Genomic DNA, 25,507 nt, shown 5'->3' on the forward strand with positions numbered 1-25,507 from the left:
CCTTCGCCGACTGATCAACCTCGGACTCACCCACACTGGCGGCCGCTGGCAACTCGCCCCGGCCACCGCATAGCGAACAGGGGCTGCCCGGCCTACGGCCGGACAGCCCCTCACCAAGATCTTCATCAGCCCTCTAGGCCGGAACGACGGCCGGTTGCTGCTGCGGCCGCTTCTCCGGTCGCGGTACGAGGGTGCTCACCCGGTGGACCAGGGCCGGGAGGAACGGTGAGACGACCGTCGCCCCGGTCGCCGCGGACAGGGCGATGGCCCAGGCGGCCGGGCCGAGGGGCGTACAGCCGAAGAACTGGCTGAGCACCGGGGTCTGGACGACGGCCGCCAGCGCCGCAAGGGAGCCCAGGGAGGAGACGACGATCGATCTGCTCCGGCCCCCGGCCAGCAGCGTCTGGCCGAGCTGGGAGCCCACCAGCGCGACCAGCGCGACGGTACGGGCCCGGGCGCGGCGCCCGGTGAACCGCGCGGCGAGCCAACCGGCCGTCGCGCCGAGGGTGGTGGCCACGGCGCGGCACACGGTCTCCTCGGTCAGCGCCGTACCGAGCGAGACCTCGGGGCCTTCGTGGAGCATGCGGTCGGCGGCCTCGGGCGGGCGCAGCGCCATGGCCATGGCAGGTGCGAGGTCCGTGAACAGGTTGACCAACAGCAGTTGACGGGCCGTCAGCGGGGAGGTGCCGGTGGCGGCCGCACCGAGCAGCGTGAACGCGATCTCCCCGAGGTTGCCGCCCACCAGGATCGCCAGGGCCTGACGCACCGAGGCCCACATGGCGCGCCCCTCAACCAGGGTGGCGAGGACCGTCTCCAACCGGTCGTCGGTGACCACCAGGTCGGCCGCCGCCCGAGCGGCCGGGGTGGCGCGGGTGCCGAAGGCGATCCCGATGTCGGCGAGCCGGATGGCGGGCGCGTCGTTGGCGCCGTCGCCGGTCATCGCGACCGTGCGGCCGAGGCGCTGGAACGCCTGCACGATACGGACCTTGTGCACGGGGGTGCCCCGCGCGACCACACCGATGTCGGGCAGCAGCGCGTCGAGGGCGTGGTCGTCGAGGTCGTCGAGCTCGGCACCGGTCACCACACGTCTGTCGTCCAGGACGCCCAGTTCGGCGGCGGTCGAGCCGGCGGTGGCCGGGTGGTCGCCGGTGATCATCACGATGTGCACGCCCGCTTCCGCGAGGTGGCGCACCGCGGCCGCGGCGGTCTTGCGCACGCGGTCGGCGAACGCCAGGAAACCGGCGAAGTCGAGCCCCCGCACGGCCTCGTCCGTGAGGTCGCCCTCGGGGGCGTCGTGGAGTTCGGCGACGGCGAGGACGCGGTGGCCCTCGGCCGCCAGTCTCTCCCCGGCGGCGAGGATGTCCGCTCGGCCCGCCTCGTCCAGCGGCCGGCCGCCGCGGGTGGCGCAGCGTCCGACGACCTCCTCGGGGGCTCCCTTCACCGACAGGATGCGGTGGCCCTCGGACCGGCACAGCGTGGCGTGGAAGCCGCGACTCGGCTCGAACGGCAGAGCGGACAGACGCTGCCAGCCGGGCGCGCCCGTCGTCCTGCGCACCCCTGCCTCCTGCGCCCCCGCGGCGACCGCGCCGTCGGTGGCGTGGGCGAGCCCGCCCTCGCCGTGCGGGCGCGGTGTGGCCCGCAGCGCGACGGCGAGCACGGAGCGCTGTGCGTCGCCGAGTGACTCCAGGCGCCGGCTGTCGCCGTCCGCCGCGACGGAGACGAGGGAGATGCGTCCGTGGGTGAGGGTTCCGGTCTTGTCGAAGCAGAGCACGTCGGTGCGGCCGGCCGCCTCGATGGTACGGGGATCCCGGACCAGGGCGCCCAGGGTGGAAAGCCTTCTGGCGGAGGCGAGTTGGGCCGCCGACACCAGAAACGGCAGCCCCTCGGGAACGCTGGCCACGGCGAGCCCCACGCCCGCGCCGACGGTGTCCCGGGCCGGGCGTCCGCGCAGGGCGCCGGCCGCCATCACCGCCGCGGCCGAACCGAGCGCCACCGGCAGGGTGCCGCGGGTGATCCGGGCGAGCCTGCGCTCCACCCCGACGGCGGGGGCGGCGCCCCGGCCGATCGCCGCGGCCCGGCTCGCCTCGGTCGCGGGGCCGGTCGCGACCACGACCGCGCGGCCACGGCCCGCCGCGACCGTGGTGCCCTCGTAGACCATCGACGTACGATCCGCGAGGCCCGAGGCCAGTACCGGCGCGACGTCCTTGGCCACCGGGAGCGACTCGCCGGTGAGCGCCGACTCGTCGGTCTCCAGGTGGTGTGCCTCCAGCAGGCGGGCGTCGGCCGGTACGACGTCACCCGCGTCCAGCCGCACCACGTCGCCCACGGTCAGGTTCCGCGCGGGGACGACGGTGTCCGTGCCGCTGCGCACCGCCTTCGCCATGACGGCCGACTTGCGCCGCAGCCGGGCCACCGCCCGGTCGGTCCGATGGCGCTGGAAACCGCCGAAGAGCCCGGACAGCGCGGTGACGGCCACGATGACGACGGCGTCGAGGACGGCTCCCACGGACGCGGACATGGCCGCGCCGGCTCCCAGCACGGGCGTGAGCGGATTGGCCATCTCGGTGAGATAGGCCCGGCCGAGCGAGGTCGTCCGCACCTCCTCGCCCCGGGCGATGCCCCGCTCCCGCACCTCGTCCGGGGTCAGCCCGGCGTCCCTGCTCCCGGTCCGGGCGAGCACGGTGGCCGGGTCCATCGCGTGCCAGGGGTGCTGGGACACATCGGTCAGCGGCAGGGGCCGCCGCAGCAGCCGTGCCGCCGACCAGACACCGGCGGCCGTGCCGAGGGCGGCCGCCGCGTTGAACGCCGTCGTGCTGTGTGTCGCGGCCCGCCGCGCCTGCCCCGCCACCGCCGCCGTGGCGCCGACCGCGGCGGAGGCCTGTGCCAGCCGCACTCCCCGGTGGGCGCTGTCCCGAGCGGCGCGACAGGCGTGCACGAGGACGACGGTCGCCGCCGGATCCCGGTCCACGTACAGGTCAGCGCCCCAGGGCGGCCCGCTGTCGGGGTCGGCCACGCCCACCCCCACGTCGGCGGCCTGCAGCGCGGTCCGGTCGCGGGAGACCAGCAGCACCCCGGTGCCGTCGCGCTGGAGGTCCCGTACGACGTCGAGGACCTGCTCGCCCGCGTCGCGCACGACGTCGGCCTCCCGCACGGCCGGTTCCCGCGCGTACCCGCCGGTGACCACGACGGTCAGCCCGGCGGCGTGGGCGGCGGGCACGAAGGCCCCGGCTGCGTCGTGCAGCCGCGGCACCACGCTGACCACGGCGTGCAGGCGCCGCCCCCGCGCCAGGCCGAGCACGATCCGCGCGCCGTCGCGTTCCAGCCGCTCCCGGGCCCCCGCGACCGTGTCTGCGTCTGTGTCCCCGTCCAGCGCGAGGTCCTCGACGGGCCCGAGCGCCCACTCGTCGTCCACGGACAGCCGCTCGGGCGCGGAACCGTCGAAGAGCCGGTGGGCCCGCGCGGCGAGTTCTCCCGCGGGCGCGTCGTCGAGGGGCACCAGATCGGCCAGCACATGGGAGCCCGTGGCCAGCACATCCGTGTCGAGGAGCAGCGTGCCGATCCGGTCCAGCCGACGCAGCGCGCGGGGCTCGGCCACCAGGACACCCTGGCGCGCCAGGCCCCGGCCCAGGGCGCAGGCGAAGCCTTCACGGGCCAGCAGCGGAGCCTTGGGGATCGCCGCCAGCGCACCGCCGGCGGCCTTCGAGGGGCGCCGGGTGACGAGGAGGGAGCCGGCGAAGGACGCCGCGGCCACGAGCGGCACCTGATCGGCGTAACGCTCGACGGGCCCCTGCCGCAGCGGGGTCTCGCGGGGGAGCGGGGGCGCCGCGTGGTGGGCGACCGCCTCGGCGCTGCCCGCGAGGCGCGGCTCGGCCGCGGCCCAGGTCGCCTCCTCCGCGTTCGCCTCCAGGATCCGCAGGGCGTGCCGGACGGTGTCCACGCCGGTACCGAGGAGGCCCCCGGAGCCGGCCTGGCCCAGGGCCGTGAGCCCGGCCATGAGCAGTCCGGCGTACTCGGGGCCGACCGCCCGCTCCACCAGGGAGCGCAGCCGGGGCATCGTCTCGACGAGGGGGGCGAGCGCGGCCACCGAGGACGGCAGGGGAGCCCTGCGCACCAGCACCGCCGCCGCGGCCAGCGGCGCCGCGGCCATGTGCAGGGCCATCGCCGACCCCGCGCGCCGGGACGCCCGGCCGGAGAGCGGATGGTCGGGCAGGGGGAGGTCGATGTCGTGGGCCTCCTCGATGGTCTCGACCGCCTCGGCGACGGTCTCGACGACGTCCTCGGCGCCGTACCCGGTCGCGGCGGCGACGACGACATGCCCGAGCACCGTGTTGGCCACCGCCCAGGCCACCCCCGGCACCTCGGCGAGCCGCCGCTCGACCTCCTCGGCGAGCTTCCTGGTCCTGGCGGGGGGCAACTCGCCCTCCCGCAGACCTCGCACGGCCACATGGGCACGCCCGTCGAAGTGCCGTATGCGCCGGCACGTGTCGCCCTGCAGTACGGCGGCCGCGCAGGACACGACGGTCCGCAGCAGCGTGCCTCCCGGCAGTGCCACCACGCATCACCTGCTCCCGGCCCGGTGGGTTGACTCCGGTTGCACGAGTAGCCACACGACGTAGGTTTCAATCCGGTGAAAGCCCCAAACTGCCCCAAGCGGGTCAAAATGGAATCAAGGGATGTAACGCTCTGAGAGGAGGGCAGTGGGATGGCCAAGACAGTAGGCACCGCACCGCAGCGGGAGACGTCCCAGAGACAGTCCCCGGAGACGCACGCGCATGAAGGTGGCGGACTGCACCTTCATACGCTCACGCTGCACCCGTCGCTGAAGCTTCCCTACATCACCCGGGACGACGTGACGAGTACGGCGAGGGCGGCGACGTCACGGGTCCCGGGCATGCCGACGACCAAGGACGTCGTGTTCTACGGGGGTCTCGGCGCGATGGCCGTGGCGGGGGCTCTGGAATGGCCGATCGCGCTGGCCGTCGGCGGAGCCACCTGGCTGCTGCGCGGCGGCAGGAGGCGGGACCAGGGGGCCGAACCGCCGGCCGAGAACTACCGCGGGGGCCGCGACGTGACCGGGAGCGGTCTCTGAGGCCGTAGCCGGTCACCCGACGGCGCGCGGCGTCGACGGCGCCGCGCCGGGTCGCGTGCGTGCCTCATGCCCGTATGTCCGCGGCCGGTGCGGCGGTGTGTTCGCCGTCGCGGCCGGTATGGGGCGCGCGGTGGGGGTGGTCGGTGTCGCGGCCGTGCGTCAGGCGGCGGCCGGGGCAGCGGCCGTGCGCACATGACGGCCGTACGCGGCCCACAGCTGCCACGCGAGACGCAGAAGGATCGTCTCGGCCAGCGCGAGACCGATCTTCGCGGCCACGGCTACAAGAATTTCGCCCATGTCGGCTGACTTTCTGTACTCGGTTACGGATGTCCGATATCCGAAGGTGCGCCTGTTTCCTCCGCGACGGGTGCCGTAGGGACGTACATGTGATGTCGCTTCGGTGAACAGCTGGGGTCACACCTGCGGTTGGGACGGCAACGCGCCGGTGGCTGCCTCCCGCTCCGGGAGAGGTGGCCACCGGTCTTCGCGATCTATCCGCCGACCGAACAGATCAGGCTTATCTCCGCCTGTACGGCGGTGAACGCATGTTGGCTGACCGTCTGCCTCGTGGCGGTGCCGATCAAATAAGAGGTGAGCATCCGGGCGCGCCTGGGAGCGTCTTCGACATTGATTGCGGACAGCAAGTCAAGGAAAATGGACGTCGCCTCTCGGAACATTCCGTCGATCGCGGTGAGCCGTCCCTGCCGCACACAATGCATCCAGTACTCGTGCCACAGCATGATGGCTCGCGGCTCGCCCTGGAACAGGGAGAGATACGACTCGGTGGCCGCCCAGAATCGCCGGAGCGGATCCGTCTCCCGGGTCGCCGCGTCGCGGACCGTGCGGACGAATGCGGCGATGTGCGCGGTCATGGCCGTGTCCACCAGGTCGTTCATGTCCTGAAAGTAGTAGTGGATCGCGCTTTTAGTCAGCGGACTCGCTGCCGCGACCGCCCGCACCGTGCACCCTTCGAGCCCGTGCTCCAGCAGGACCTGCTTGGCTGCTTCGATGATTTGTGTCCGCTTCTCCGCCCGATTCGGCGAGAATGCGTATTCAAGTCCCGCTTGATCACCGTGCATGCGCGCAGCATACCTCATGGTGTCGTAGGCGAGCGGCCGAGTCCGGCTCTCCCATTACGCTTTCTCCGCGATGAAATGACGGTCGAGGGAATTCCTGGCGACGCCTTCTCCCTTTCTTTTCTGTATTCGGACGAGCTTGTGAGGAGTGCCCGAAATTTCGCTGCTCACTTGACGGATCCGCCGGTGGCGCCGGCGGCGACGTGGCGCTGAGCGACGACGAGCAGCACGGCCGCCGGGACGGACGCCAGCACGGCGGTGGCCATGGTGGCGTTCCACTGGTGGGTGTGAGCGCCGATGTACTGATAGAGGCCCAGGGTGATCGGCCGCACGCTCTGAGTGGTGGTCAGCGTGAGGGCGAAGAGGAAGTCGCTCCAGGCGAAGAGAAAGGTGAACACGGCGGCCGTGACCAGTGCGTTGCGGCTCACCGGGAGCACTACGGAGAAAAGGATGCGCAGCCGCCCGGCGCCGTCCACCCGCGCGGCCTCGACGATCTCCCGGGGAATGCCCTGCATGGACGAGCGGAGGACGAGGATCGAGAAGGGGACACCGGCGGTGGAGTCGGCGAGGACCAATCCGGCACGGGAGTTGAGGAGTCCCAGGTCGTTGTAGGCGCCGTAGAGCGCGTCGGCCACGACGATGTCCGGCACCATCTGGGTGACGAGAACGGCGAAGAGCACCGCGTTGACTCCCCGGAGGGGGAACCGGGCCAGCGCGTAGGCCGCCGGGGCCGCGAGGCCGAGGCTGAGCACCACGCTGCCGAGGGCCACGACGAGGCTGGTGACGAGGTTGCCGCCCTGGTCGCGCAGCGCGGTGGCGTAACCGCCGAAGTCCGGGTGCAGGGGAAACCAGCCTGCCCCGAGGGCGGTGCCCGTCGGCTGGAGGGAGGCGTTCACCATCCAGTAGACGGGGAACAGCATCAGCGCGAGCAGGACGATCCCGGCGAGCGTGGACGGCAGGCCACGGCGGGGTTCGCGTTTCATGGCAGCGCCTCTCAGAGGTCCCGGGCGCGGCGCCGGGCGCGCAGATGGGCGAGGGCGAAGACGAGCGAGACGGCGACGAGGACATTGCTCATCGCAGCACCGCGCCCGAACTCGAACTGCTGGAAGGACAGTTCATAGGCCCGGGTGGCGAGGGTCTCGGTGGCGTCGGCCGGTCCTCCGCCCGTCACGACGAGGATGATGTCCAGCACCTTGACCGTGTAGACGAGGTCCAGCAGCACTACGACGCCGGCCACGGGACGCAGCATCGGCCAGGTGACATGGCGGAACGCGGCCGTCGGACCGGCGCCGTCCAGCTTCGCCGCCTCGTACAGATGCACCGGGATGTCCTGGAGGCCGCCGTACAGGATCGCGGTGTTGAAGGGGATGCCGACCCAGACGTTGACCAGGATCACCGACAGGAGCGCCTGTGAGGTGCCGGTGAGCCAGGGGATGCCGGACGACACCAGGTGGAGGTGGCGCAGAACGTCGTTGACGACCCCCGAGTCGGTGTCGAGCATCCACCTCCATGTCGTTCCGGAGGCGACCAGCGGCAGCAGCCACGGGAGCAGCAGAAGCGACCGCAGCACGCCGCCGAGCGGGAATCTGCGCTGGAAGAACACGGCGAGGACCAGACCGAGCACGAACTGCCCGCAGAGCGAACCGGCGGTGAACACTGCCGTGGTCAGCACGGTGGCGGGGAACTCGCCCGACGTCAGGATCTCCGCGTAGTTCCGGGCCCCCACGAACGGCGCGGCACCGGTGTAGAAGGTCGTGGTCGTGTACTGCTGCAGGCTCATCACGATGTTCTTGACGACGGGGTAGCCGAAGAACAGCAGCAGATAGGTCAGGGCGGGTGCGACGAACATCCAGCGGGCGAACGACTCCCGGAAGCGGGCCCGGGTCGCGTTCCGGTCCTCGCAGGGCGCGTCCATCTCCCCGGCGTCGTCCGGGGCGGCCTCAGGGGCGGGTCGCGATCCGCTGTGCACGCTCGAGTGCCTCCTCCGGAGTCTGTTCGCCGGTCAGCGCGGACTGGATCGCGGTGTAGATCCCGGTCGCCGCCGCGGGCCACTTCACGCCGAGTCGGGCGGTGCGGGACCGGGCGCTCCCGACGCTTCGGACGAACGCGGCCATCGACGGGACCTGCTCGGCATAGCGGGCGGCCACCGCGGAGCGGGAGGGCACGGTGAGGTACTGCTTGGCCAGGGTGAGCATGTCGGCGGGGTCGTTGAGGCAGGCGAGCACCCGGGCGGCCTTCTCCCGCCGGTCCTCGGAAGCGCTTTGCGGTACGGTCCACACCTCACCGCCGAGCGGGGTGACGGGAGTCAGCCCGGCCCGGGGGACTGGAAGCGGCGCGACCCCCCAGTGCAGGTTTTTGACCTGCTCCATGGCGTGGATCCGCCAGGGGCCGTTGACCATCATGGCCGTCCTGCCGGCGACGAACTGATCGTGGAGGTCGGACTGGTTCCAGTTCAGCACCGACCTCGACATGGATCCGCTCTTCACCAGGTCGACCCAGAGCCGGAGCGCCTGCGCGGCCTGCGGGCTGTCCAGCCGTGTCTCGTCCCCGCCGTTGGACCACAGGAACGGCATGAACTGCCATGTGCCCTCGAACCCGGCGTTCGCGTCGAGCGCCATGCCGTAGCGCCCCGGGCGGGTCAGCCTCTGTGCCGCCGTCCTCAGCTCGTCCCAGGTCCTCGGCACGGCGACCCCGGCCTCGGCGAGCATGTCCTTGTTGTAGAAGAGCGCGACCGTGCTGACGGTGGGGGCCAGCCCGTACACCTTCCCCTGGTACGTGCCCGCCGACACGATCCCCTTGGTGAATCCGCCGGTGTCGACGCCGTACCGGTCCAGCGGGGTGAGCGCGCCGGTCCGGGCGATCTGCTGCAGGTCCGGGTTGTCCAGCATCAACAGATCGGGAAGGGTGCGCGACGATGCCTGCTGCAGCACCTTGGGTATGAGCGAGGTCCCCGGCACGCTGGCGTGCTCGACCTTGACGCCTACGGTCCTGCCGCAGGCGGTGAGCCGCTCGCCCCACTGGGCGTGCTCGGTGGCGTCGGTGTAGTAGTCGAGGGCGGTGATGGAGGCGACCTCGCCCGTGGCCGAGCCGGCTCCGGTGGTGGCACCGCACCCGGCGGCGGCCAGGGTCAGGACGACGGTTCCCAGGAGGGCGGCGAACCGCCGCGCGGCCGGTCCGGCCGATGAGATCATGCTGATGCCTTTGCCGAGCGACGTCTTGGGACGGGGTGTCCGGTCGGGAGAGGCGGGATCCCGGACGTCCCATGACGACGGGGTCGGCATGGGCCCGCGGGCGAAGGCCAGGCTTCAGGGTCGACGACAAGACGGCCCATACCGGCTTCTTCCGATTCGAACGCAGGATATCGGACCTGGTCGGCTCGTCGGACGGTCGGCCCCGGGCATCACGGCGCGAGGCCCCGGAGAGCATCGCGGCGCGAGGCCCGGAGTCGCCTTTCTCATCGGCTCAGAAGACCTGCCCCGGTCCCTCGCCGTCCTCGCGGCCGGCGCCCTGTGCGGCCGCCTCCCGGATCATCGCCGCCACGGCCTCGGGCCGGGACAGCATCACCGCGTGTGAGCTGTCCAGGAAGTGTTCGACGGCGGCCATGCGCTGCGCCATGAAGCGCTGAGCGGTGGGGTTGAGCATCCGGTCGGCGGTCGCGATGGCGTACCAGGACGGTTTCCCGGCCCAGGCAGGCGGCCCCGCTCTGCCGGTCAGTGCCCGCCGGGCGATCGAGCGCTGCGCCACCGACCGCACCCGAGTGACACGGGGCGGCAGATCGGCCGCGTACACCTGCGGGAACCGTTCCGCGCGGAGGGACAACTCGCCCTCCCCACCGACGCCGTACCCGGTCTCGACCGTCGCGTCGGACCCCGGCATCAGGGGAAAGCGAGCGGTGATGTCGAGGACGCACTCCCCGGCGTCCAGGGCGAACGCCGCTACGTAGCACAGCGCCACGACGTTGTCGGCGTCGGTGGCGGCCTCCGTGATGACCGCGCCACCGTAGCCGTGGCCGACCAGGACGACCGGGATCCCGAGGTGGCCCAGCACACTTCGGAGGTAGGCGGCGTCCTGGGCCAGACCGCGCAGCGGATTGGCGGGAGCGCGGACCGGTAACCCGGCGGCGTGCAGGACACCGATCACCCCGGCCCAGCACGAGGCGTCCGTGAACGCCCCGTGCACGAGCACGACGGCCGGCGGTTGGGGGGTGGACTGGTGCATGGCCGGTGACCTCCGACTGAGAACGACGTCCCAGCCAAGCGCACCCGACCAGGACGGGCATCGCGTGAACGTACCAACCGGTCCGCTCAGTCGCCGGGCAACGCCCTGACCAGGTTGGCGAGCTGAACCCGGGAGTTCACCGACAGCTTGCGGAAGACGGAGGTCAGATGAGTGTTGACGGTGTGCGGGGAGACGACGAGCAGGTCGGCGGCCGACCGGTTGGTGTGGCCCTCGGCGATGATGCGCGCGATCTTCTTCTCCGAGGCCGTGAGGGCCTCCCACCCCTGGACCGGGCGCTCTGCGGCCGCTGCCCCGCGGCCCTGCGCGCCCGCGGTCTCCAGGTCGCGCTGCACGCGCGCCGCCGCGGCCTGCGCGCCCGACTCGGTGAAGGTGCCATGGGCCTCGGTCAGGGCGGTCACCGCCTCCGGCCTTCGGCCCGCCGCCAGGAGCGCCTGCCCGAGGTCGGCGTGCGCGGCGGCCCGGACCAGCGGACGAGGACTCGCCCGCAGCAGCGTCACGGCGCGCTCCAGCAGCGTGAGATCCTCGCCTACGAGCCCGAGGGCCTGCGCGGCGATGCCGCCTGCGGTGGGCACGGACGGGTTGCGTGCGGCGTGCGCCTTTGCCTGAGCGGCGAGGTCCGCGGCGAGAGCGTGGTCCGCGCCGCGCAGCGCCATGCGTATCGCCGAGTCGACCCAGTCGCGCAACAGCCGCCAGCGCATGAAGGGACCTTCGTCCTGCACGCGCCGGATCCTGTCGACGGCGAGCGCCGCGTCGCCGTCGGCCTCGGCGTGGACCGCCTCCAGGAAGCGCACCGCGGCCGTGTTGCCCGGGTTCGGTTTGACCGCCAGCCGTTCACGCGCCGCGGTCAGATGCCGCCGCGCCGCCTCGCGATCGCCGCGCAGCAGCGCGATCCGGGAACGGATCACCCGCGCGTTCACCTGCTGGACGGGCACCTGTACGTCGTCCTCCAGGCGCTCCATCGTGACGAAGTCGGCCTCGGCGTCGTCGAGTCTGCCCAGGCCCAGATGCTGCTGCCCCTGTCCCCACAGCAGCATGGCCTGACGGAACGTTCCGGCCTTGTCCGCCGCCCGCAGGAGCAGTCGTTCGCCCGCTCCGAAGTCGTCCAGATGCTGATGCGCGACGATCTCCTCGGGGAGGAACACGGGATCGACGGCGCTGAGCGCGGCGAAGTGTTCCAGCGCCACGGCGTTCTCACCCGCGTTGAGCGCGATCTCGCCGAGCGCGCACAGGGCCAGCACATGCGCCTCCCGGTCACCGATCGCGGTGGCGGCACGCAGCGCGGTCCCACCGGCCTCACGTGCCACGACCAGATCCTGGCCCCGGGACAGGGCGAGCGCGCGCAGGGCGGCCAGCCGCGCCTCGATCTCCGGGGTGGCACCCCCGGTGGCCAGAGCCGTCTCGGCCCGGCGGCGCAACTCGTCGGCGAGATCCATGCTCCACAGCGTCCCGCCGAGGGCGGCCTGCAGCCGGCTGAACGCGTCCAGCGGCGGGCGGTCGGCCAGCAGGCGGTCGGCGGTCGACAGCGCCTCCCGGTTCCGGCCGGCCCGGGTCAGACAGACGATCGCCTGCTCACCCACCGCGAACCTCAACGGCCGTGCGGACGGCACCAGTTCCAGAGCGCGCGTCGCCAGATCGGCCGCGAGGCCCGGTGTGACCGGCAGTACGTCCTCGGCGGCCTGCCGCAGCAGCGTCACGGCCTCCTCGTCCCCTGGCAGGGCACCCCTGAGGATGTGCGATACGGCGTCGATCGGCCGGCGGCCTGCGGCGACGAGACGGTGGGCGGCCTCGCGGTGCAGGGTCTTGCGGGCCGACGGGGGGATGTCGACGTAGACGGCCTGACGCAGCAGATCGTGCCGGAAGACCAGATGATCGCCGTCGTCGGCGAGGAGCCCGGCGCGCACCGCCTCCTCGAGCGCCGGGATCAGTGTGGCGGGCGGGCGGCCGCAGAGCGCGGCGGCGTCATGGAAGCCGAACTCGCGTCCCAGCACCGCTCCCATCTGGAGGAAGCGCAGCGTGTCGGGCTGCAAGGACCTGAGCCTGCCGCGCACCCCCACCACGAGGCCCTGAGGCACGGGATCGTCCGAGGCCCCGGCGGCGCGCAGTCCCCCGAGCATCTCGACCGCCAGGAACGGGTTGCCGCCGGCTCCGTCGAGCAGGTCCCGTACCCGCTCGTCGACGGCTACCCCCAAGGTGTCGCCGGCCAGTTGCCCGATGGCCGCTCCGGACAGTGGCCCCAGGGGCACCGTGAGGGTCGCGAGTTCGCCCGTCGCGGCGGCGACGATCTCCTCCGCCGGACCGGTGGGGCCCTGCCGCGCGGTGATCATCCAGAGCACCGGCGAAGTCCGCAGGCGTGCCGGAAGCTGCTTCAGGGCGAACCGGCTCAGCGGGTCGGCCCACTGCACGTCGTCCAGCGCGATCAGCACGGGCATCTGCCCCGCCCGGGCCTCGATCGCCTCCGCCAGACGTTCCACCAGCCAGATCCGCTGGTCGTGATGGCGGGCGAGAGCGACGAAGGCGTCGTCGGACAGCAGCGGCCGGTCCCCGTGCAGGACGCAGGCCGCCAACGACGAGAGCGGCACGATGTGATGCAGCTCATCGGCCTTGCCGAGGCCCACCGAGTATCCCGCCGCCCCGGCCCGCTCCGCGGCCTCGGTGAGCAGCGTGGTCTTGCCGATGCCGGGTTCCCCCCGGATGAGGGCCAGCGCGCCGCTTCCGGTGCGGGCCACCGAGGTGACCAGCGTCCGGAGCTTCGCGAGTTCGGCCTCCCGCCCGCGCAGACCGCGCCGCGACAGCGATCCGCCCGACCCCGCCAATTGCCTACGTCCCTTCCTGCCCGCACCCGTGGCGCTTCGGCGCGCACGGACCATGCATCGAGGGTCACTATCTCAAAGAACCGCTGCTCAGCGCACACCCGTGGAGGCGGCGGAGACCTGGCGGGGTTCGACGGAGAAGGAGCAGGAAGGTCAGCGCTCGACGGGCGAGGCCGTGAGACCGAGAGGGTGGGGGCCGGGGGCCTTCTCGCAGCATCCGGCCGTTTCCCCGGCCTCGTCGACGAGGTGGGCGCGGTGCCGGACGCCGGGCAGTTCGGCATGCCGACAGCGTGGCGCCCCCGGCTCCGGCTCACCCGGCGCGCCCTTGGGCAGCGGATGCGTAGGGGATCCCGGTGCCGCCGCGGAGTTCCGCCACTCGGTGGGGGACATCCCGTAGACCGCCCGGAACGCCCGGCTGAAGTGGGCGGCGCTGGTGAAACCCCACCGGCGGGCCACTGCGGCGATGGTCCGGCCCTCCGCCTGCCGGCGGGCCAGCTCACGCCGGCACTCCTGGAGCCGACGTCGCTGGATCCACCGGCCGACGGTGGTGTCCTCCGCCTCGAAGAGCTTGTGCAGATAGCGCACGGAGATCTGGTGGGCGCGGGCTATGGCCTCGGGCGTCAGGTTCGGTTCGGCCAGGTGCCGGTCGATGAACGCCTGGATCCGCAGGACCAGCACCCCGGTGCCGCTCGGGCTTTCGGCCGTGTCCTGGCGGAGTTGCTCCTCGGCAAGGGCGGTGAGGAAGTCGACCACGTTGTAGGCCAGCGCCTCACCGGTACGCGGCGGGTACGTCGCCGCCGAGTCCACGACCCTGGTCAGAAAGGGCGACAGCAGGGAGCCCAGCGTGGTGTCGGGGCGGATGGGCGTCGCCGTGATCCGCTGAAGGTCGCAGTCGCGCAGGCCGAGGAGGCGGCGAGGCAGGACGATGGACTTCGTCTCGAACGGCCGGGGGAACTCCATCCGGATCGGGCGCGCCATGTCGCAGAAGACGATCTCACCGTCGTCCAGGACCGCCACACGGCCGTCCTGCTCGACCCGGGCGGCACCCCGGGACAGGAGCTTGACGACAAGAGGGGCGTCACCACCCTGGGCGATCAGCCGTGAGGTCCGCCAGGCCCGCAGGGGATCGCTCTTCACGGTGGCGACCCGGAGCCGGCCCAGCGGGGAGGTCCGGACGGCCCCCGAGGGGACCTGGTCCGGGACGGCGATGTCGACGGCGCCGAACGTCCGGGACAGCGTCTCGCGCCAGTACGCCGTTCTTCGGTCGGTGGGCACGGAGTCGGTGGTGCAGTGTGTGCTCGAGAGCTGTCCGGTCCTCGGTGTCCATGGATCCGGCGACATGATCTCCGCCCTTCGGCCGGTGTGCTTTCCGTCAACACCGTGTCAGCGGGCCCAGGTGCGGCACATCGCGTGAATCCGCTAGATCCAGGTGAACGGCGCCCGCTGACCCGTACGGCTCCGGCGGGGCCGCGCCCGTCTCACCTGGCGGCCGTGGACCGTGTGGGCAGGCCCTTGGTCCGCAGTACGGCGTAGCCGATGCCGATGCCGACCGCCAGCGGCCACTCGACGGCGCCCAGGACCGCCAGCGCGCCGAGACCGGCGTACAGGGGCAGTCCGCGTCGGGCGGTGAGTGCACGTCCGGCGGTGGCCACGGGGCTCGCGGCGGCGCTGACCGCTCGCGTGGCAGCATCGCCGAGCCCGGGGAGGGTGATCGTACGGTCGCCGGCGGTGCTCTTCCGCTTCGGCGCGTTCCCGGCGCCTTCGGCCCCGGGCCGCCGCGTCTTCCGCGGAGCCGAGGGCTTGTTCGTCTCCGAGGGCTTCTGTCTCGACTGCTTCCGGGTCCCCGACTGCCTCCGTGTCCCTGACCGCTTCCGTGTCGCCGCCGGCTCTTTCGCTTCCCCTGTCTCCTTCGCTGCCGCCGGCTCCTTCGCGTCCGGCGTCTCCGAGGCCTGGCGTGACGGCTTCGGTGCGGTCTTCGGGTCCTTCTCGGCGGTCCTCGGCGTGGTCACGGCTCACATCCGTTCGTGGGGTCCGGAACGTCGCCCCCCGGCCAGGCACAAACTACCTCCGGCCCCGGGGCCCGGCGAGCCGGGAACCGTTCGGAGCAGCACCTCGGGCGGCGTGGCCCGGGGTGACTCATGCTGATCGGGAAGTCACGAGCAACCGGCCTGCCTGCTGGGGAGGAACACGGATGTCGTTGTTGTCCGGGGTGCTTCCGCCGCTGCCTGCGCCGTTGGCCCGAAGCCTGAAGGGCGGCGTGGCCGCCGGTGTGCGCGAGGCACTCGGCGGGGCCGCCGTGCTGCTCGGGGTGGACAGGCGGGACGTGTGGTCCCGCCCGGGGCGCTGCCATATCGGTGTGCGGGGGGTGCGGGGTCCGCGCGGCATGTGGGTGGGCCGCCTCGTGGAGCGCGCGCTCGAGGAGCATCCCGGAGTGCTGTGGGCACGGGTGAACGCCCCCGCGGAGCGGGTGGTCGTGGAGCTTGGTTCGCCGCCGCCGTCCCGGCAGGAACTGATCGGGATCATCGCCCACGCGGAGGCCCACGGGGCGGCCGACACCGCGGACGAGGGCGAGTTCGACGGATGGTGCCCCGAGCCGCACCATCCGTGCGAGGCACCACGCGTCCGGCCCACCCTTCCGGTCCTCGCGGCGGACATCGCGGGGCTGCTGCTCACGGTGGCCACCCGCCTGTCGCCGTGGACTCCGCTGCCCGCCGAGGTGGGGGCCCTCGCCACGGCCGTTCAGTGCCACCCCCTGCTGCGCCGGCTGGCGGCATCGGTCCTCGGCGAGCGGGAACGCCCGGAGTCAGCGCTGCCGGCACTCAATGCGCTCGTCCAGGGCGTGGCCACCCGCGGCGGTGGACTGGTCCTCGACGCCGCTCAGCGGCTGGCGCAGTGGCGGGAGGCGAACGCGGCCCTTCAGGCGTGGGCGGAGGCGGAGCCGCGACTCGTACGGGGGCCGGAGGACGCGCGGGCCGAGCCGACCCTCACCCAACGACCCCAGGTGCACCAGGATGTGACGGCGCGCTATGCCACGCGGGCCATGGGCGCGGGCATGGCCGTCGGCGCCCTGACGACCCCAGGCGTGGGGCCGAGACGAGCGCTCGCGGTGGCGTTGTCCAGCATGCCGAAGGCGCCGGAGGCCGGGCGGGAGGGCTTCGCCACCAGCCTGGGCCGATTTCTCGCGCTGCGAGGTGTCGTGGCCATGGACCGTGGCGCGCTGCGCCGACTGGGCCAGGTGGACACGGTGCTCCTGGACGTGGACGCGCTGCGCAGCGGCCGCCATGAACTGACCGATCTGGAACTGCTCGACGGCGCCGAGCCCGCCGAGGTCTCCGACCGGCTGTTCGCCCTGTTCGACCCCGGCGCCCCCGGGCACGTCCACCACGACGGCGAGGACTGGACGCTCGGCCCCCTGGCGGAGCTGGAGCTGACGGACGGCACCGGCCGAGGGGCCGCGGACCGGCTGCGGCACCGGGGCAGCGAAGAGGTGCTGGGCCTGGTCCACGGGCGCCGACTGGTGGCCGTGGCGGGCGTCGCGACCCAGACGCTGCCCGGCGCGCAGGCCCTGGCGGCCGCGGCCCGCCGTTCCGGGATCCGCGTGGTCCTCGCCGGCGACCGGCCGTATCCCGAACTCGGCTTCGTCGACGCGATGGTGCCGACGGGGAGCCGACTGGTGGCGTCCGTACGCGGGTTGCAGGCGGACGGCCGCGTGGTGCTGCTCGTGTCGGGGAACCGCCGCGCGCTCGGCGCGTCCGACTGCGGCCTCGGCGTGCACCGGGAGGGAGAGCCCCCGGCCTGGGGCGCACATCTGCTGGTCGGCACCGACCTGGACTCGGTCGCGCTGATCCTCACCGGTGTCGGTGTGGCTCGCCAGGTCGACCGGGACAGCGCGGTGCTGGCCGCGAGCGGCAGCGGCATCGGCGTCGTCGCGGCGATGCGGGCACCGGTCGCCGAGGCGTGCTCGCGCGGGCAGGCGGCGTGCAACACCGCCGGGGGCATCGCCTTCGGCCTGGGGGTCTGGCGGGCCCGGCACCTGTGCTCGCGCCCGGTCACACCGTCCGTGGAGACCGTGCCCTGGCACCTGATGACGCCCGCGCGGGCCCTGGAGCGGCTGTGTACGGGCATCGACGGGCTGTCCGCGGAGGAGGCCGAGGCACGGGCCAAGGGCCCGTCGCGGACGGGTGCGTCGCCGCGGACCACCCTGCCGTCGGCGTTCGTGGACGAGTTGGCGAACCCCCTGACACCGGTGCTGGCCGGCGGTGCGGCCCTGGCAGCGTCCGTGGGGTCCCGGGCGGACGCCCTGCTGGTCGCCCTGATCACCGCCACGTCGGCCCTGGTGGGCGGCGTGCAGCGGGTGAGGACCGAACGGGCCCTCGCCGAGCTCACCGCCCGCTCCGCCGTGGGCGCCCGGGTGCGACGGGGCGGCGCCGAGCGGCTGGTCACCGCGGAGGACCTGGTGCCGGGAGACGTGGTGCTGCTCCGGCCTGAGGACGTGGTGCCCGCCGACTGCCGTCTGCTCCGGGCCCAGGGCCTGGAGGTCGACGAGTCGTCACTCACCGGAGAGTCCCTGCCCGTGGCCAAGGAACCCGCTCCCGTGGTCGCCGCACACCTCACCGATCGACTCTCCATGCTCTACGAGGGCACCACCGTCTCCGCCGGAGAGGCGGTGGCCGTGGTCGTGGCCACCGGGCCCGCCACCGAGGTCGGGCGCACCATGGCCACCGCCCGGGAGGCCGCACCCGTCACCGGTGTCGAGGCCCGGCTGTCGTCCCTCACCAAGGCCAGCCTGCCCGTGGCGACGATCTCCGCGGCGGCGGTGGCCGGGGCCGGACTGCTGCACGGACGCCCCCTCGCCGAGAGCCTGGCCTCGGCGGTGAACCTGGCGGTCGCCTCCGTTCCCGAGGGGCTGCCGTTCCTCGTGAACGCGGCCCAGCTGGCCTCCGCGCGCCGCCTGGCCGAACACGGCGCGCTCGTGCGCAACCCCCGTACGATCGAGGCGCTCGGCCGGGCCGATGTGCTGTGCTTCGACAAGACCGGCACCCTCACCGAGGGCAATCTCCAGCTCGTCGCCGTCAGCGACGGAGACCGCACCCTCCCCGTCGACCGGCTCGCCCCACGGCACAGAAGCGTTCTGGCGGCCGCCCTCCGCGCCACCCCCGCCGCCCGCCAGTCCGAGCCGATGGGGCACCAGACCGACCGGGCCGTGGACGCGGGAGCCCGCCGGGTGCGGGTGTCGGTCGGCCGTGGCGCGCCCCGCTGGCGGCGCACCGGCACCCTGCCCTTCGACCCGTCCCGCGCCTACCACGCCACCATGGGCAGCACGACCGGCCGCACCCTGCTCAGCATCAAGGGCGCCCCCGAGACCGTGCTGGACCGCTGCCGCTACCGCCGGCTGAACGGGGTGCGGGCCGCGCTCGACGACGCCGGGCACAAGGCGCTGACCCGGGCCACCGAGCAACTGGCCGGAGCGGGCCGCCGCGTCCTCGCCGTCGCCGAACGCTCCATGGAACCGGGGGAGGAGCTGACCGACGCGGCGGTGAGCGATCTGGATTTCGTGGGATTCGTCGTACTGGCCGACCCGGTGCGCCCCGGAGCGGCGCCGGCCACCACCCGGCTGCGGGCGGCCGGGGTGCACACGGTCCTGCTCACCGGGGACCACGCCGCGACCGCCGAGGCCATCGCCGCCTCTGTGACCGGCGACCCGAACCAGACGGTGTGCACCGGACCGGAGTTGGACCAGCTCGACGACGACGCGCTGGACGCGCTGCTGCCCACGGTTGATGTGATCGCCCGCTGCACCCCGCACCACAAGGTGCGCATCGTCGAGGCGTTCCAGCGTCTGGGCCGGGTCGTGGCGATGACCGGCGACGGTGCCAACGACGCCCCCGCCATCCGGCTCGCCGACGTCGGCATCGCGCTGGGCCGGCGGGGCACCCCCGCCGCCACGGCCGCCGCCGATCTGGTCATCGGTGACGACCGCCTGGAGACGATCGTCACCGCCCTGACCGAGGGCCGGGCGATGTGGACCTCGGTCAGGACCGCGCTGGCCATCCTGATCGGCGGCAACCTCGGCGAGGTCACCTTCAGCGTGCTCGCCTCCGCGCTGTCCGGCAGCTCACCGCTGAGCGCCCGTCAGATCATGCTGGTCAACCTGCTCACCGACCTCGCCCCAGCCCTCGCCATCGCGGTGCGCACCCCCGCCGAGGGCACCGGGGAACAGCTGCTTCAGGAGGGTCCCCACGAGTCGCTGGGCACCGCGCTCACCCAGGAGATGCTGCAGCGCGGGCTGACCACCGCCCTCGGTTCCGGGCTGGCCTGGACGGCCGCCCGCTTCACCGGCACCCGGCGCCGCGCCGGAACGGTGGCGCTGGCCGCGGTGGTCGGCACCCAGCTCGCCCAGACCCTCGCCAGCGGCGGTGCCGACCGTCAGGTGCTCGTCGCCACCATCGGCTCGGCGGCGGTGCTCGTCGGCATCATCCAGACCCCGGTCATCAGCCAGTTCTTCGGATCGACCCCGCTGGGCCCCGTCGGCTGGGGCATCGCCCTCGCGGCCATCACCACGGCCACGCTCCTGCACGGACCGCTCGAGCCCGTCGCCGGTTTCCTGGTCCGCACGGGCCGGCTGCCCATCGCGGCGGACCCGGACGATGAGGCGCAGCACTCAGCGCTGCCGTCGTCGGCCGTGGCCGCGCTCGCCGAAACCCCGATGGCGTGGCTGAGCGGGGTGCTGTCCCGCTTCGGCCTGCCCACACCGGCATTCGGCCGGCCGGCTGCTCAGTGAGGGCCCGCGGCCACCGAACAGACCGGCCGATCGTTCATTTCGCTGCCGAGTCCCCGGGCGGTACGGTCTCCAGCTCCCGTGTGAAATGGCCCGTGTCCAGGCGCAGCCGCCAGGAGTTCCGGCGGTGGGCGGCCGTGAGCGCGGCCTCGAGCGGTGACGGGGGCACCGCGAGGACGGGGCAGGAGGCGTGCGCCAGGCAGTAGCGGCTGACCGACGGCCACAGTGCGCGGTGCCAGCGGGAGCGGTGCCCGGCACCGATGATCAGCACATCGTCGTCACGGGCCGCGATCTCCACGAGCGCCGGGCCGGGGGCGCCCCGGGCGATGAGCGCCCGCATCGGCAGTCCCGGGCCCTCGGCGCCGAACACGCCGCCGAGCGCCTCGATCAGCCTCTCCCGCGCCAGCCGCTCCCACTCGCCGATCATGACGCACGCGGCGGGGGACCGCCGGGCGGCCAGATCCCCACCGGGCGGCTCCCAGGCCAGCACCGGCCACAGCTCCGCACCACGGCGCCGGGCTTCGTCGGCGGCCCGGCGCAGGGCGGCGACGCTGTTCAGCGAACCGCTCACGCCGACCACGACACGGGTGGCTGAGTGGGCGTCCTCGGACTCGGACTCGGACATCACACACCGTTCCTCACACGCCGAAGGGGTGGCCCCCGGGTGGCTCCCGCCCGTCGGCGATGCTCGTCGATACCGCGTCCATCTCACGCCCGAGCCGGGGCTGAGGAACAGTCCTCGCGCCCTTTCCTGACACCCTCCTGACGGCCTTGTTCAGGCCTCTTGCCAGCGGTGTCAGCAACGCGTCAGCGTCGTCGAGTTCGCCGTCAGCATCCCGTCAGGAAGGATCCGGCCTGCGGGGTGCCCGGGCATAGCGTCATCGGCGAGCCGGTCCGCCCCACCGGATGAGGGGCGCCTCGCACACCCCGGTAGGACCACCCGGCTCAACCCTGAAGAACCACCCGCTCGTCCTTGAAGGACCGCGGATTCCTCCGGGAGGCATCCCATGGCAGAAACCCTGTACGCCGAAGACCCCGAGCCCTGTGAACGTTTCCCGACCGGACCTCTGTACGTCCCGGTCCGGTCGGGCCCGTCACGGTACGCCGCTCGGCTCTTCCGTACCCCCCTCGGCGAACGTACGGCTGTCGGCTTCACCTCTGAGCGCAGACTGACCGCGACGCTCGGGCCGTCCCAGAAGTGGATCAGGCTCGCCGAACCCGCGCTCCGCGCGCTGACCGCCCCGCTCGGGGTCACCACCGTCACGGTCGACCCCCAGTTCACCGCCCCCGCGCCGAGTCGCGGTGAAACCCTGCCCCGCTTCCGGAAGCACTCCGCCGAACGCCTTGAGCACACGCACACCTGGGATCCGCAGGCCGTCGGAGTGCTCCGGGTGACCGGCGCCGCGGCCCTCGTCTCGGCACTGTCGCTCTGGCTCGGCTGAGAGGAAGGACACGATGACCACCGTCCACGAACCCGCGATCACCACGACCGCCCACGAGCTGTCCGTGTGGCCGGCCTCGACCGCCGAGCCGCACCCCGGTGAACTCGCCGTCGGCGGCGTGCCGCTCGCCGAGATCGCCGAACGTTTCGGCACCCCCGTCTACGTCCTCGACGAGGCAGAGGTGCGCGACCGCTGCCGTACCTACCGGGACGCCTTTCCCGAGGCCGAGGTCCTCTACGCGGCCAAGGCGTTCCTGTGCCGCGCCATGGTCCACTGGATGGAGGAGGAGGGCCTGGGCCTCGACGTCTGCTCGGCCGGCGAACTGGAACTCGCGGTCACCACCGGCTTCCCGGCCGAGAAGATCGTGCTCCACGGCAACGCCAAGTCCCCGCGCGACCTCGAGACCGCCCTGCGCCTCGGCGTCGGCCGGATCGTCATCGACAGCCCGTCGGAGATCGCGCGGCTGGCCGCAGCGGTCGGCCCCGAAAGCCATCAGAAGGTCATGGTCCGGGTCGTGCCCGGCATCCACGCGGGCGGCCACGAGAAGATCCGCACCGGCACCGAGGACCAGAAGTTCGGACTGTCGATCTCCGACGGCTACGCCCAGCACGCCATCGCCCGGATCCTGGACCAGCCGCAGCTCGAACTCACCGGCCTGCACTGCCACCTGGGCTCGCAGATCACCAGCGTGAAGCCGTATCTCCAGGCGATCCGCCGTCTGGTCGGCCTCATGGCCCGGCTGCACGAGCAGCACGGACTCGTCCTGCCCGAACTCGATCTGGGCGGCGGCCACGGCATCGCCTACCGCCCCGGCGAGCAGGCCATGGACCTGACCACGCTGGCCCGCAAGGTCCGTGCCGAGCTGGCCGAGGCCTGTGCGTCGGCCGGGATCGCGGTGCCCCGCCTGATCATCGAACCGGGACGGGCCATCGCGGGACCCGCGGGTGTCGCCCTGTACCACGTTCTCGCGGTCAAGCGCACCGGCAGTCACACGTTCGTTGCCGTCGACGGCGGGATGAGCGACAACCCACGGCCCGCCCTGTACGGGGTCCGGTACGAGCCCCGGCTGGTGGGCCGGCGCGGCAGCTCCACCCTGCACCCGGTCACCGTCGTGGGCCGGCACTGCGAGGCCGGTGACGTGCTGGCCACGGATGTGGACCTCCCCGACGACGTACGCCCGGGTGATCTGCTCGCCGTGCCCGTCGCCGGTGCGTACCACCTGTCGATGGCCTCCGGCTACAACATGGTCGGCCGCCCGCCGGTGACCGCCGTGAAGCAGGGCCACGCCCGGCTCCTGGTCCGCCGCGAGTCCCTGGACGACATCCGCAGGCGCGACGTCGGCCTTTGAAGTGCTCTCCCCCCTTCGGCAAGCCTCGGGAAGGAGATTCCCGCCTACCTTGCGATGGTGGGGTTGACGTCGTGGAGACGCCTGACGACTGCCCTCCCGGCAGCCGGGATCGTCACGAGGCCGATCCGGTACAGGTGCAAGATGTACCGAGCTGCGTTCCAGTCGGCGTTGCCAGACCAGCCGCAGTCGGGGTTCTTGCAGACGAACGTGGCCTGGTCCTTGCGACTGCCGGGTGTGGTGAAGCCGCACGCTGAGCAGCGAAGGGAGGTGCCAGGGGCTGGAACCTTGTGCAGGGTGCCGCCGTGGCGGGAGGTCTTGTACGTCAGCATCGTCATGGTGCGGCCCCATGCCTCCTGGCTGATGGAGCGGTTCAGGCCGGACTTCTGCGCGACGTTCTTCCCTGGCTCCTCGACGGTGCCCTTGGCGCTCTTGACCATGTTCGGGATGTCCAGTTGCTCCACCACGATCACGCCGTAGGCGCGGGCGATCTCGGTGGTGGTCTGGTGCTGCCAGTCGGTTGCCCTGCGCTTGGCTGTCGCACGAAGGCCTGCGATCTGGTCGTAGGTCCGCTTGAGCCGGTTGCTGGTGCGCTGGCCGGGCTTGCGGAAACTCTTACGGTGCGCGGCCCGCTGTTCCAGCCGGAGCAGCTTGGCCTTCTCGTTGGGGTTCAGCCACTTGTCCCGGTCGGATGTTCCGTCCGGGAGACGGGCCGGCCGGCCATGGTCGTGGTGATTCTCGTCGGACAGGGCGAGCGGGATGTTCACCCCGCAGTCGATGCCGACTTCCGGTCCCTCGTGGGGTTCGGGCTTCGGTTCGAGCAACTGGATGCGGAAGGCGATGTGCCAGCCGAGTGCCTCCTTGACCAGCCGGGCCCCGGTAATCCTGTTCTCCTGGTTGGCTCGCTTGCCGACCGGCAGGTTCTTGGTCCAACGGAAGCGAACACGTCCGATCTTGGGGATCTGCACCGTGCCCCAGCGGCGGTGCACGCGGACGATGTTCAGGTCGCGGCCCTGCGGGATGTCCACGGACATCACCGTGCGGAACCGGGCCTTGAAGTCGGGCTCGCCGGCCCGCCCGTCCCAGCAGTTCTTCCATGCCTGGAAGTACGTCTTGAGCACGGCCTGCGCGGCCTGGGCCGGGAGGACGGCGAGCCAGTCGACGTCCTTGCGGGCCTGACGGATTGCGGCGTCCGCAGCTTTGAGGCTCCGGCGGCACTTCGGCGTCATCGTCCAGAAGTCGTGCAGGAGGTTCCATGTCGCCCGTGCCGCATGGGCCTGGGCGTCGATGAGCAGCGTTTGCGCAGGCGTCAGTTCCAGTCGGGCACGATGCCCGAACTGCCGTTTCTGCCATACTATTTCACTCATTGTGCGATCACAGTAGCATTTGGTATATGTCACCACGCTGGAATCCCGACCCTGACATACGCAGGGGACACCACGTCGTCCACAACCTTCACGTCCACTTGGTCTTTGTCACTAAGTACCGGCGTGAGGCGTTCACAGGCGCGATGCTGACAAGCTGCGAAGAGATCATGCGGGAGGTCTGCCGCGACTTCGAGGCCGAACTCAAGCAATTCAACGGGGAAGAGGACCACGTGCACCTACTCGTGCACTACCCGCCCAAGGTCCAGCTTTCCAAGCTGGTCAACTCCCTCAAGGGCGTCTCCGCCCGACTGCTGCGCAAGGAGTACGACACGCACGTACGCCAATGCCTGTGGGACGGGCACTTCTGGTCGGGCTCGTACTTCGCCGGAAGCTGCGGCGGGGCGCCGCTGACCGCCGTGCGCCAGTACATCGACAACCAGCAGCGACCCCCGTGACCGTGGCTAGCCTCAACAGTGCAGGTCCATGCGCACAGCCCAGGTCAGAGCCGCATTGAGATGCGCTTCACCACCCCCGTGAACGGGGGTGCACTGCGCAAGATCAGAGGTAGAAGCACCCCAAGCCACCTCCGGGCGGGACCTGGCCCGGCCTTCGCCCGGAGGTGAGTCGGCCCCGCGCCGCACGCACGGGAGACCTCAGGCGGCGCCGGGCAGCGCGAACACGGCGCAGGTGGCCGTGGCGTGCGCGTACAGCCTGCCGTCGTCCGCCCCGATGATCCGCGCCTCGGCGGTCGCCGTCGTCCGGCCGACGTGGACGGCTCGTCCCGTGCACCGCAGGGTCGGAGTCGTGGCAAGCACCGGCCTGACCATGTTCACACCGAGCTGGACGGTGGTGTACGCGCGGCCGGCCGGCAGGGCGGTCAGCACGGCGGTACCGAGGGCCGAGTCGAGCAGGGTGGCCATATAGCCGCCGTGGACCGTGCCCATGGGGTTGTAGAGGTGTTCCTCGGGCTCGCCCTCGAAGACGGCCTGTCCCTCGTCGACGGCCACGAGCCGGAATCCGAGCGTCCCGCAGATCGGGGCCTCGGGCAGGTCTCCGGCCAGGCTCATGCGGGCCAGCTCGATGCCTGTTGCGGCGCCGGCGGCCGCGTAGCCCGGCGGGGGCTGCCACGTATGCGTACGCGAGCGGGTCCCGGCGGGTCCGGCGCCGGCGGAAGGTGTGCCGTCGGCCGCGGTGCGGTGGTGGGTGTCGGGCTGCGCCATCTGCTGTCCGTCCTGTGAGGACCCCGGCTCCGGGCCCGTTGTCGATGTGTGGTGCTCGATGCGCGGGCCGCCGGGCGGCAGTGCGGTCTGCGCGCTGCCACCCGGCGGTGCCGTCGCCAGGTTGTTCACGTCCGGGCGACG

The 25,507-nt window shown here is 72.5% G+C and carries 18 protein-coding genes; 5 read left to right on the forward strand and 13 right to left on the reverse strand.

Going from position 1 to position 25,507, the window contains the following annotated elements:
- Window positions 1–133 precede the first annotated feature (133 nt).
- Window positions 134–4,552: an HAD-IC family P-type ATPase gene (locus ACFY2Z_RS07575; protein WP_390743241.1), complete on the reverse strand. Its 4,419-nt coding sequence runs from the start codon at window positions 4,550–4,552 to the stop codon at window positions 134–136.
- A 150-nt stretch (window positions 4,553–4,702) separates the two neighbouring features.
- Here ACFY2Z_RS07575 and ACFY2Z_RS07580 point away from each other — a divergent pair, with 150 nt between their 5' ends.
- Entirely contained in the window at window positions 4,703–5,089 is a 387-nt protein-coding gene (locus ACFY2Z_RS07580) for a hypothetical protein (RefSeq protein ID WP_390743242.1), read from the forward strand.
- Window positions 5,090–5,248: 159 nt separating this feature from the next.
- On the opposite strand, the gene ACFY2Z_RS07585 is transcribed toward ACFY2Z_RS07580, so the two are convergent.
- The 9 genes from ACFY2Z_RS07585 to ACFY2Z_RS07625 all read right to left on the reverse strand — a co-directional run bounded on the left by ACFY2Z_RS07585 (window position 5,249) and on the right by ACFY2Z_RS07625 (window position 14,866).
- Window positions 5,249–5,386, reverse strand: a complete 138-nt coding sequence (locus ACFY2Z_RS07585; protein WP_390743243.1) for a hypothetical protein — start codon at window positions 5,384–5,386, stop codon at window positions 5,249–5,251.
- Between the two features lie 194 nt (window positions 5,387–5,580).
- Window positions 5,581–6,168 carry a TetR/AcrR family transcriptional regulator gene (locus tag ACFY2Z_RS07590; RefSeq protein WP_390743244.1) on the reverse strand — a complete coding sequence of 196 codons (588 nt, stop codon included), beginning with the start codon at window positions 6,166–6,168 and terminating at the stop codon, window positions 5,581–5,583.
- A 164-nt stretch (window positions 6,169–6,332) separates the two neighbouring features.
- On the reverse strand, window positions 6,333–7,148 hold the full coding sequence (locus ACFY2Z_RS07595; RefSeq protein WP_390743245.1) for a carbohydrate ABC transporter permease: 816 nt from the start codon (window positions 7,146–7,148) through the stop codon (window positions 6,333–6,335).
- Between the two features lie 11 nt (window positions 7,149–7,159).
- Window positions 7,160–8,080: a carbohydrate ABC transporter permease gene (locus ACFY2Z_RS07600; protein ID WP_390743526.1), complete on the reverse strand. Its 921-nt coding sequence runs from the start codon at window positions 8,078–8,080 to the stop codon at window positions 7,160–7,162.
- 25 nt (window positions 8,081–8,105) lie between these two features.
- Entirely contained in the window at window positions 8,106–9,356 is a 1,251-nt protein-coding gene (locus tag ACFY2Z_RS07605; RefSeq protein WP_390743246.1) for an ABC transporter substrate-binding protein, read from the reverse strand.
- 271 nt (window positions 9,357–9,627) lie between these two features.
- A complete protein-coding gene (locus ACFY2Z_RS07610; protein WP_390743247.1) occupies window positions 9,628–10,383 on the reverse strand; it encodes an alpha/beta fold hydrolase in 756 nt (251 codons plus the stop codon).
- Window positions 10,384–10,469: 86 nt separating this feature from the next.
- Window positions 10,470–13,271, reverse strand: a complete 2,802-nt coding sequence (locus ACFY2Z_RS07615) for a helix-turn-helix transcriptional regulator (RefSeq protein ID WP_390743248.1) — start codon at window positions 13,269–13,271, stop codon at window positions 10,470–10,472.
- Window positions 13,272–13,367: 96 nt separating this feature from the next.
- Entirely contained in the window at window positions 13,368–14,489 is a 1,122-nt protein-coding gene (locus tag ACFY2Z_RS07620; RefSeq protein ID WP_390743249.1) for a helix-turn-helix domain-containing protein, read from the reverse strand.
- 203 nt (window positions 14,490–14,692) lie between these two features.
- Window positions 14,693–14,866: a hypothetical protein gene (locus ACFY2Z_RS07625; RefSeq protein WP_390743250.1), complete on the reverse strand. Its 174-nt coding sequence runs from the start codon at window positions 14,864–14,866 to the stop codon at window positions 14,693–14,695.
- Window positions 14,867–15,405: 539 nt separating this feature from the next.
- On the opposite strand from ACFY2Z_RS07625, the gene ACFY2Z_RS07630 reads away from it, so the two are divergent.
- Complete coding sequence (locus tag ACFY2Z_RS07630) at window positions 15,406–19,995, forward strand: HAD-IC family P-type ATPase (protein ID WP_390743251.1); 4,590 nt, start codon at window positions 15,406–15,408, stop codon at window positions 19,993–19,995.
- 34 nt (window positions 19,996–20,029) lie between these two features.
- Here ACFY2Z_RS07630 and ACFY2Z_RS07635 read toward each other — a convergent pair whose 3' ends face one another.
- The gene (locus ACFY2Z_RS07635) at window positions 20,030–20,617 is read right to left on the reverse strand and encodes a universal stress protein (RefSeq protein WP_390743252.1); all 588 of its coding nucleotides are present in this window, start codon (window positions 20,615–20,617) and stop codon (window positions 20,030–20,032) included.
- Window positions 20,618–20,999: 382 nt separating this feature from the next.
- On the opposite strand from ACFY2Z_RS07635, the gene ACFY2Z_RS07640 reads away from it, so the two are divergent.
- Window positions 21,000–21,434 (forward strand): SAV_915 family protein, encoded by a 435-nt coding sequence (locus ACFY2Z_RS07640; RefSeq protein WP_390743253.1) that lies wholly within the window; start codon window positions 21,000–21,002, stop codon window positions 21,432–21,434.
- A 13-nt stretch (window positions 21,435–21,447) separates the two neighbouring features.
- Window positions 21,448–22,782 carry a diaminopimelate decarboxylase gene (gene lysA, locus ACFY2Z_RS07645; RefSeq protein WP_390743254.1) on the forward strand — a complete coding sequence of 445 codons (1,335 nt, stop codon included), beginning with the start codon at window positions 21,448–21,450 and terminating at the stop codon, window positions 22,780–22,782.
- Between the two features lie 44 nt (window positions 22,783–22,826).
- Here the strand turns inward: lysA and ACFY2Z_RS07650 are convergent, their stop codons facing one another.
- Complete coding sequence (locus tag ACFY2Z_RS07650; protein WP_390743255.1) at window positions 22,827–24,146, reverse strand: RNA-guided endonuclease InsQ/TnpB family protein; 1,320 nt, start codon at window positions 24,144–24,146, stop codon at window positions 22,827–22,829.
- 26 nt (window positions 24,147–24,172) lie between these two features.
- Between ACFY2Z_RS07650 and tnpA the strand changes: the two genes are divergently transcribed.
- On the forward strand, window positions 24,173–24,601 hold the full coding sequence (gene tnpA, locus ACFY2Z_RS07655) for an IS200/IS605 family transposase (RefSeq protein ID WP_390743256.1): 429 nt from the start codon (window positions 24,173–24,175) through the stop codon (window positions 24,599–24,601).
- Between the two features lie 198 nt (window positions 24,602–24,799).
- Here the strand turns inward: tnpA and ACFY2Z_RS07660 are convergent, their stop codons facing one another.
- Window positions 24,800–25,366, reverse strand: a complete 567-nt coding sequence (locus tag ACFY2Z_RS07660) for a PaaI family thioesterase (protein ID WP_390743257.1) — start codon at window positions 25,364–25,366, stop codon at window positions 24,800–24,802.
- Window positions 25,367–25,507: the final 141 nt, after the last annotated feature.

The sequence above is a fragment of the Streptomyces sp. NPDC001222 genome, assembly GCF_042896945.1.
Classification (GTDB): domain Bacteria; phylum Actinomycetota; class Actinomycetes; order Streptomycetales; family Streptomycetaceae; genus Streptomyces; species Streptomyces gibsoniae.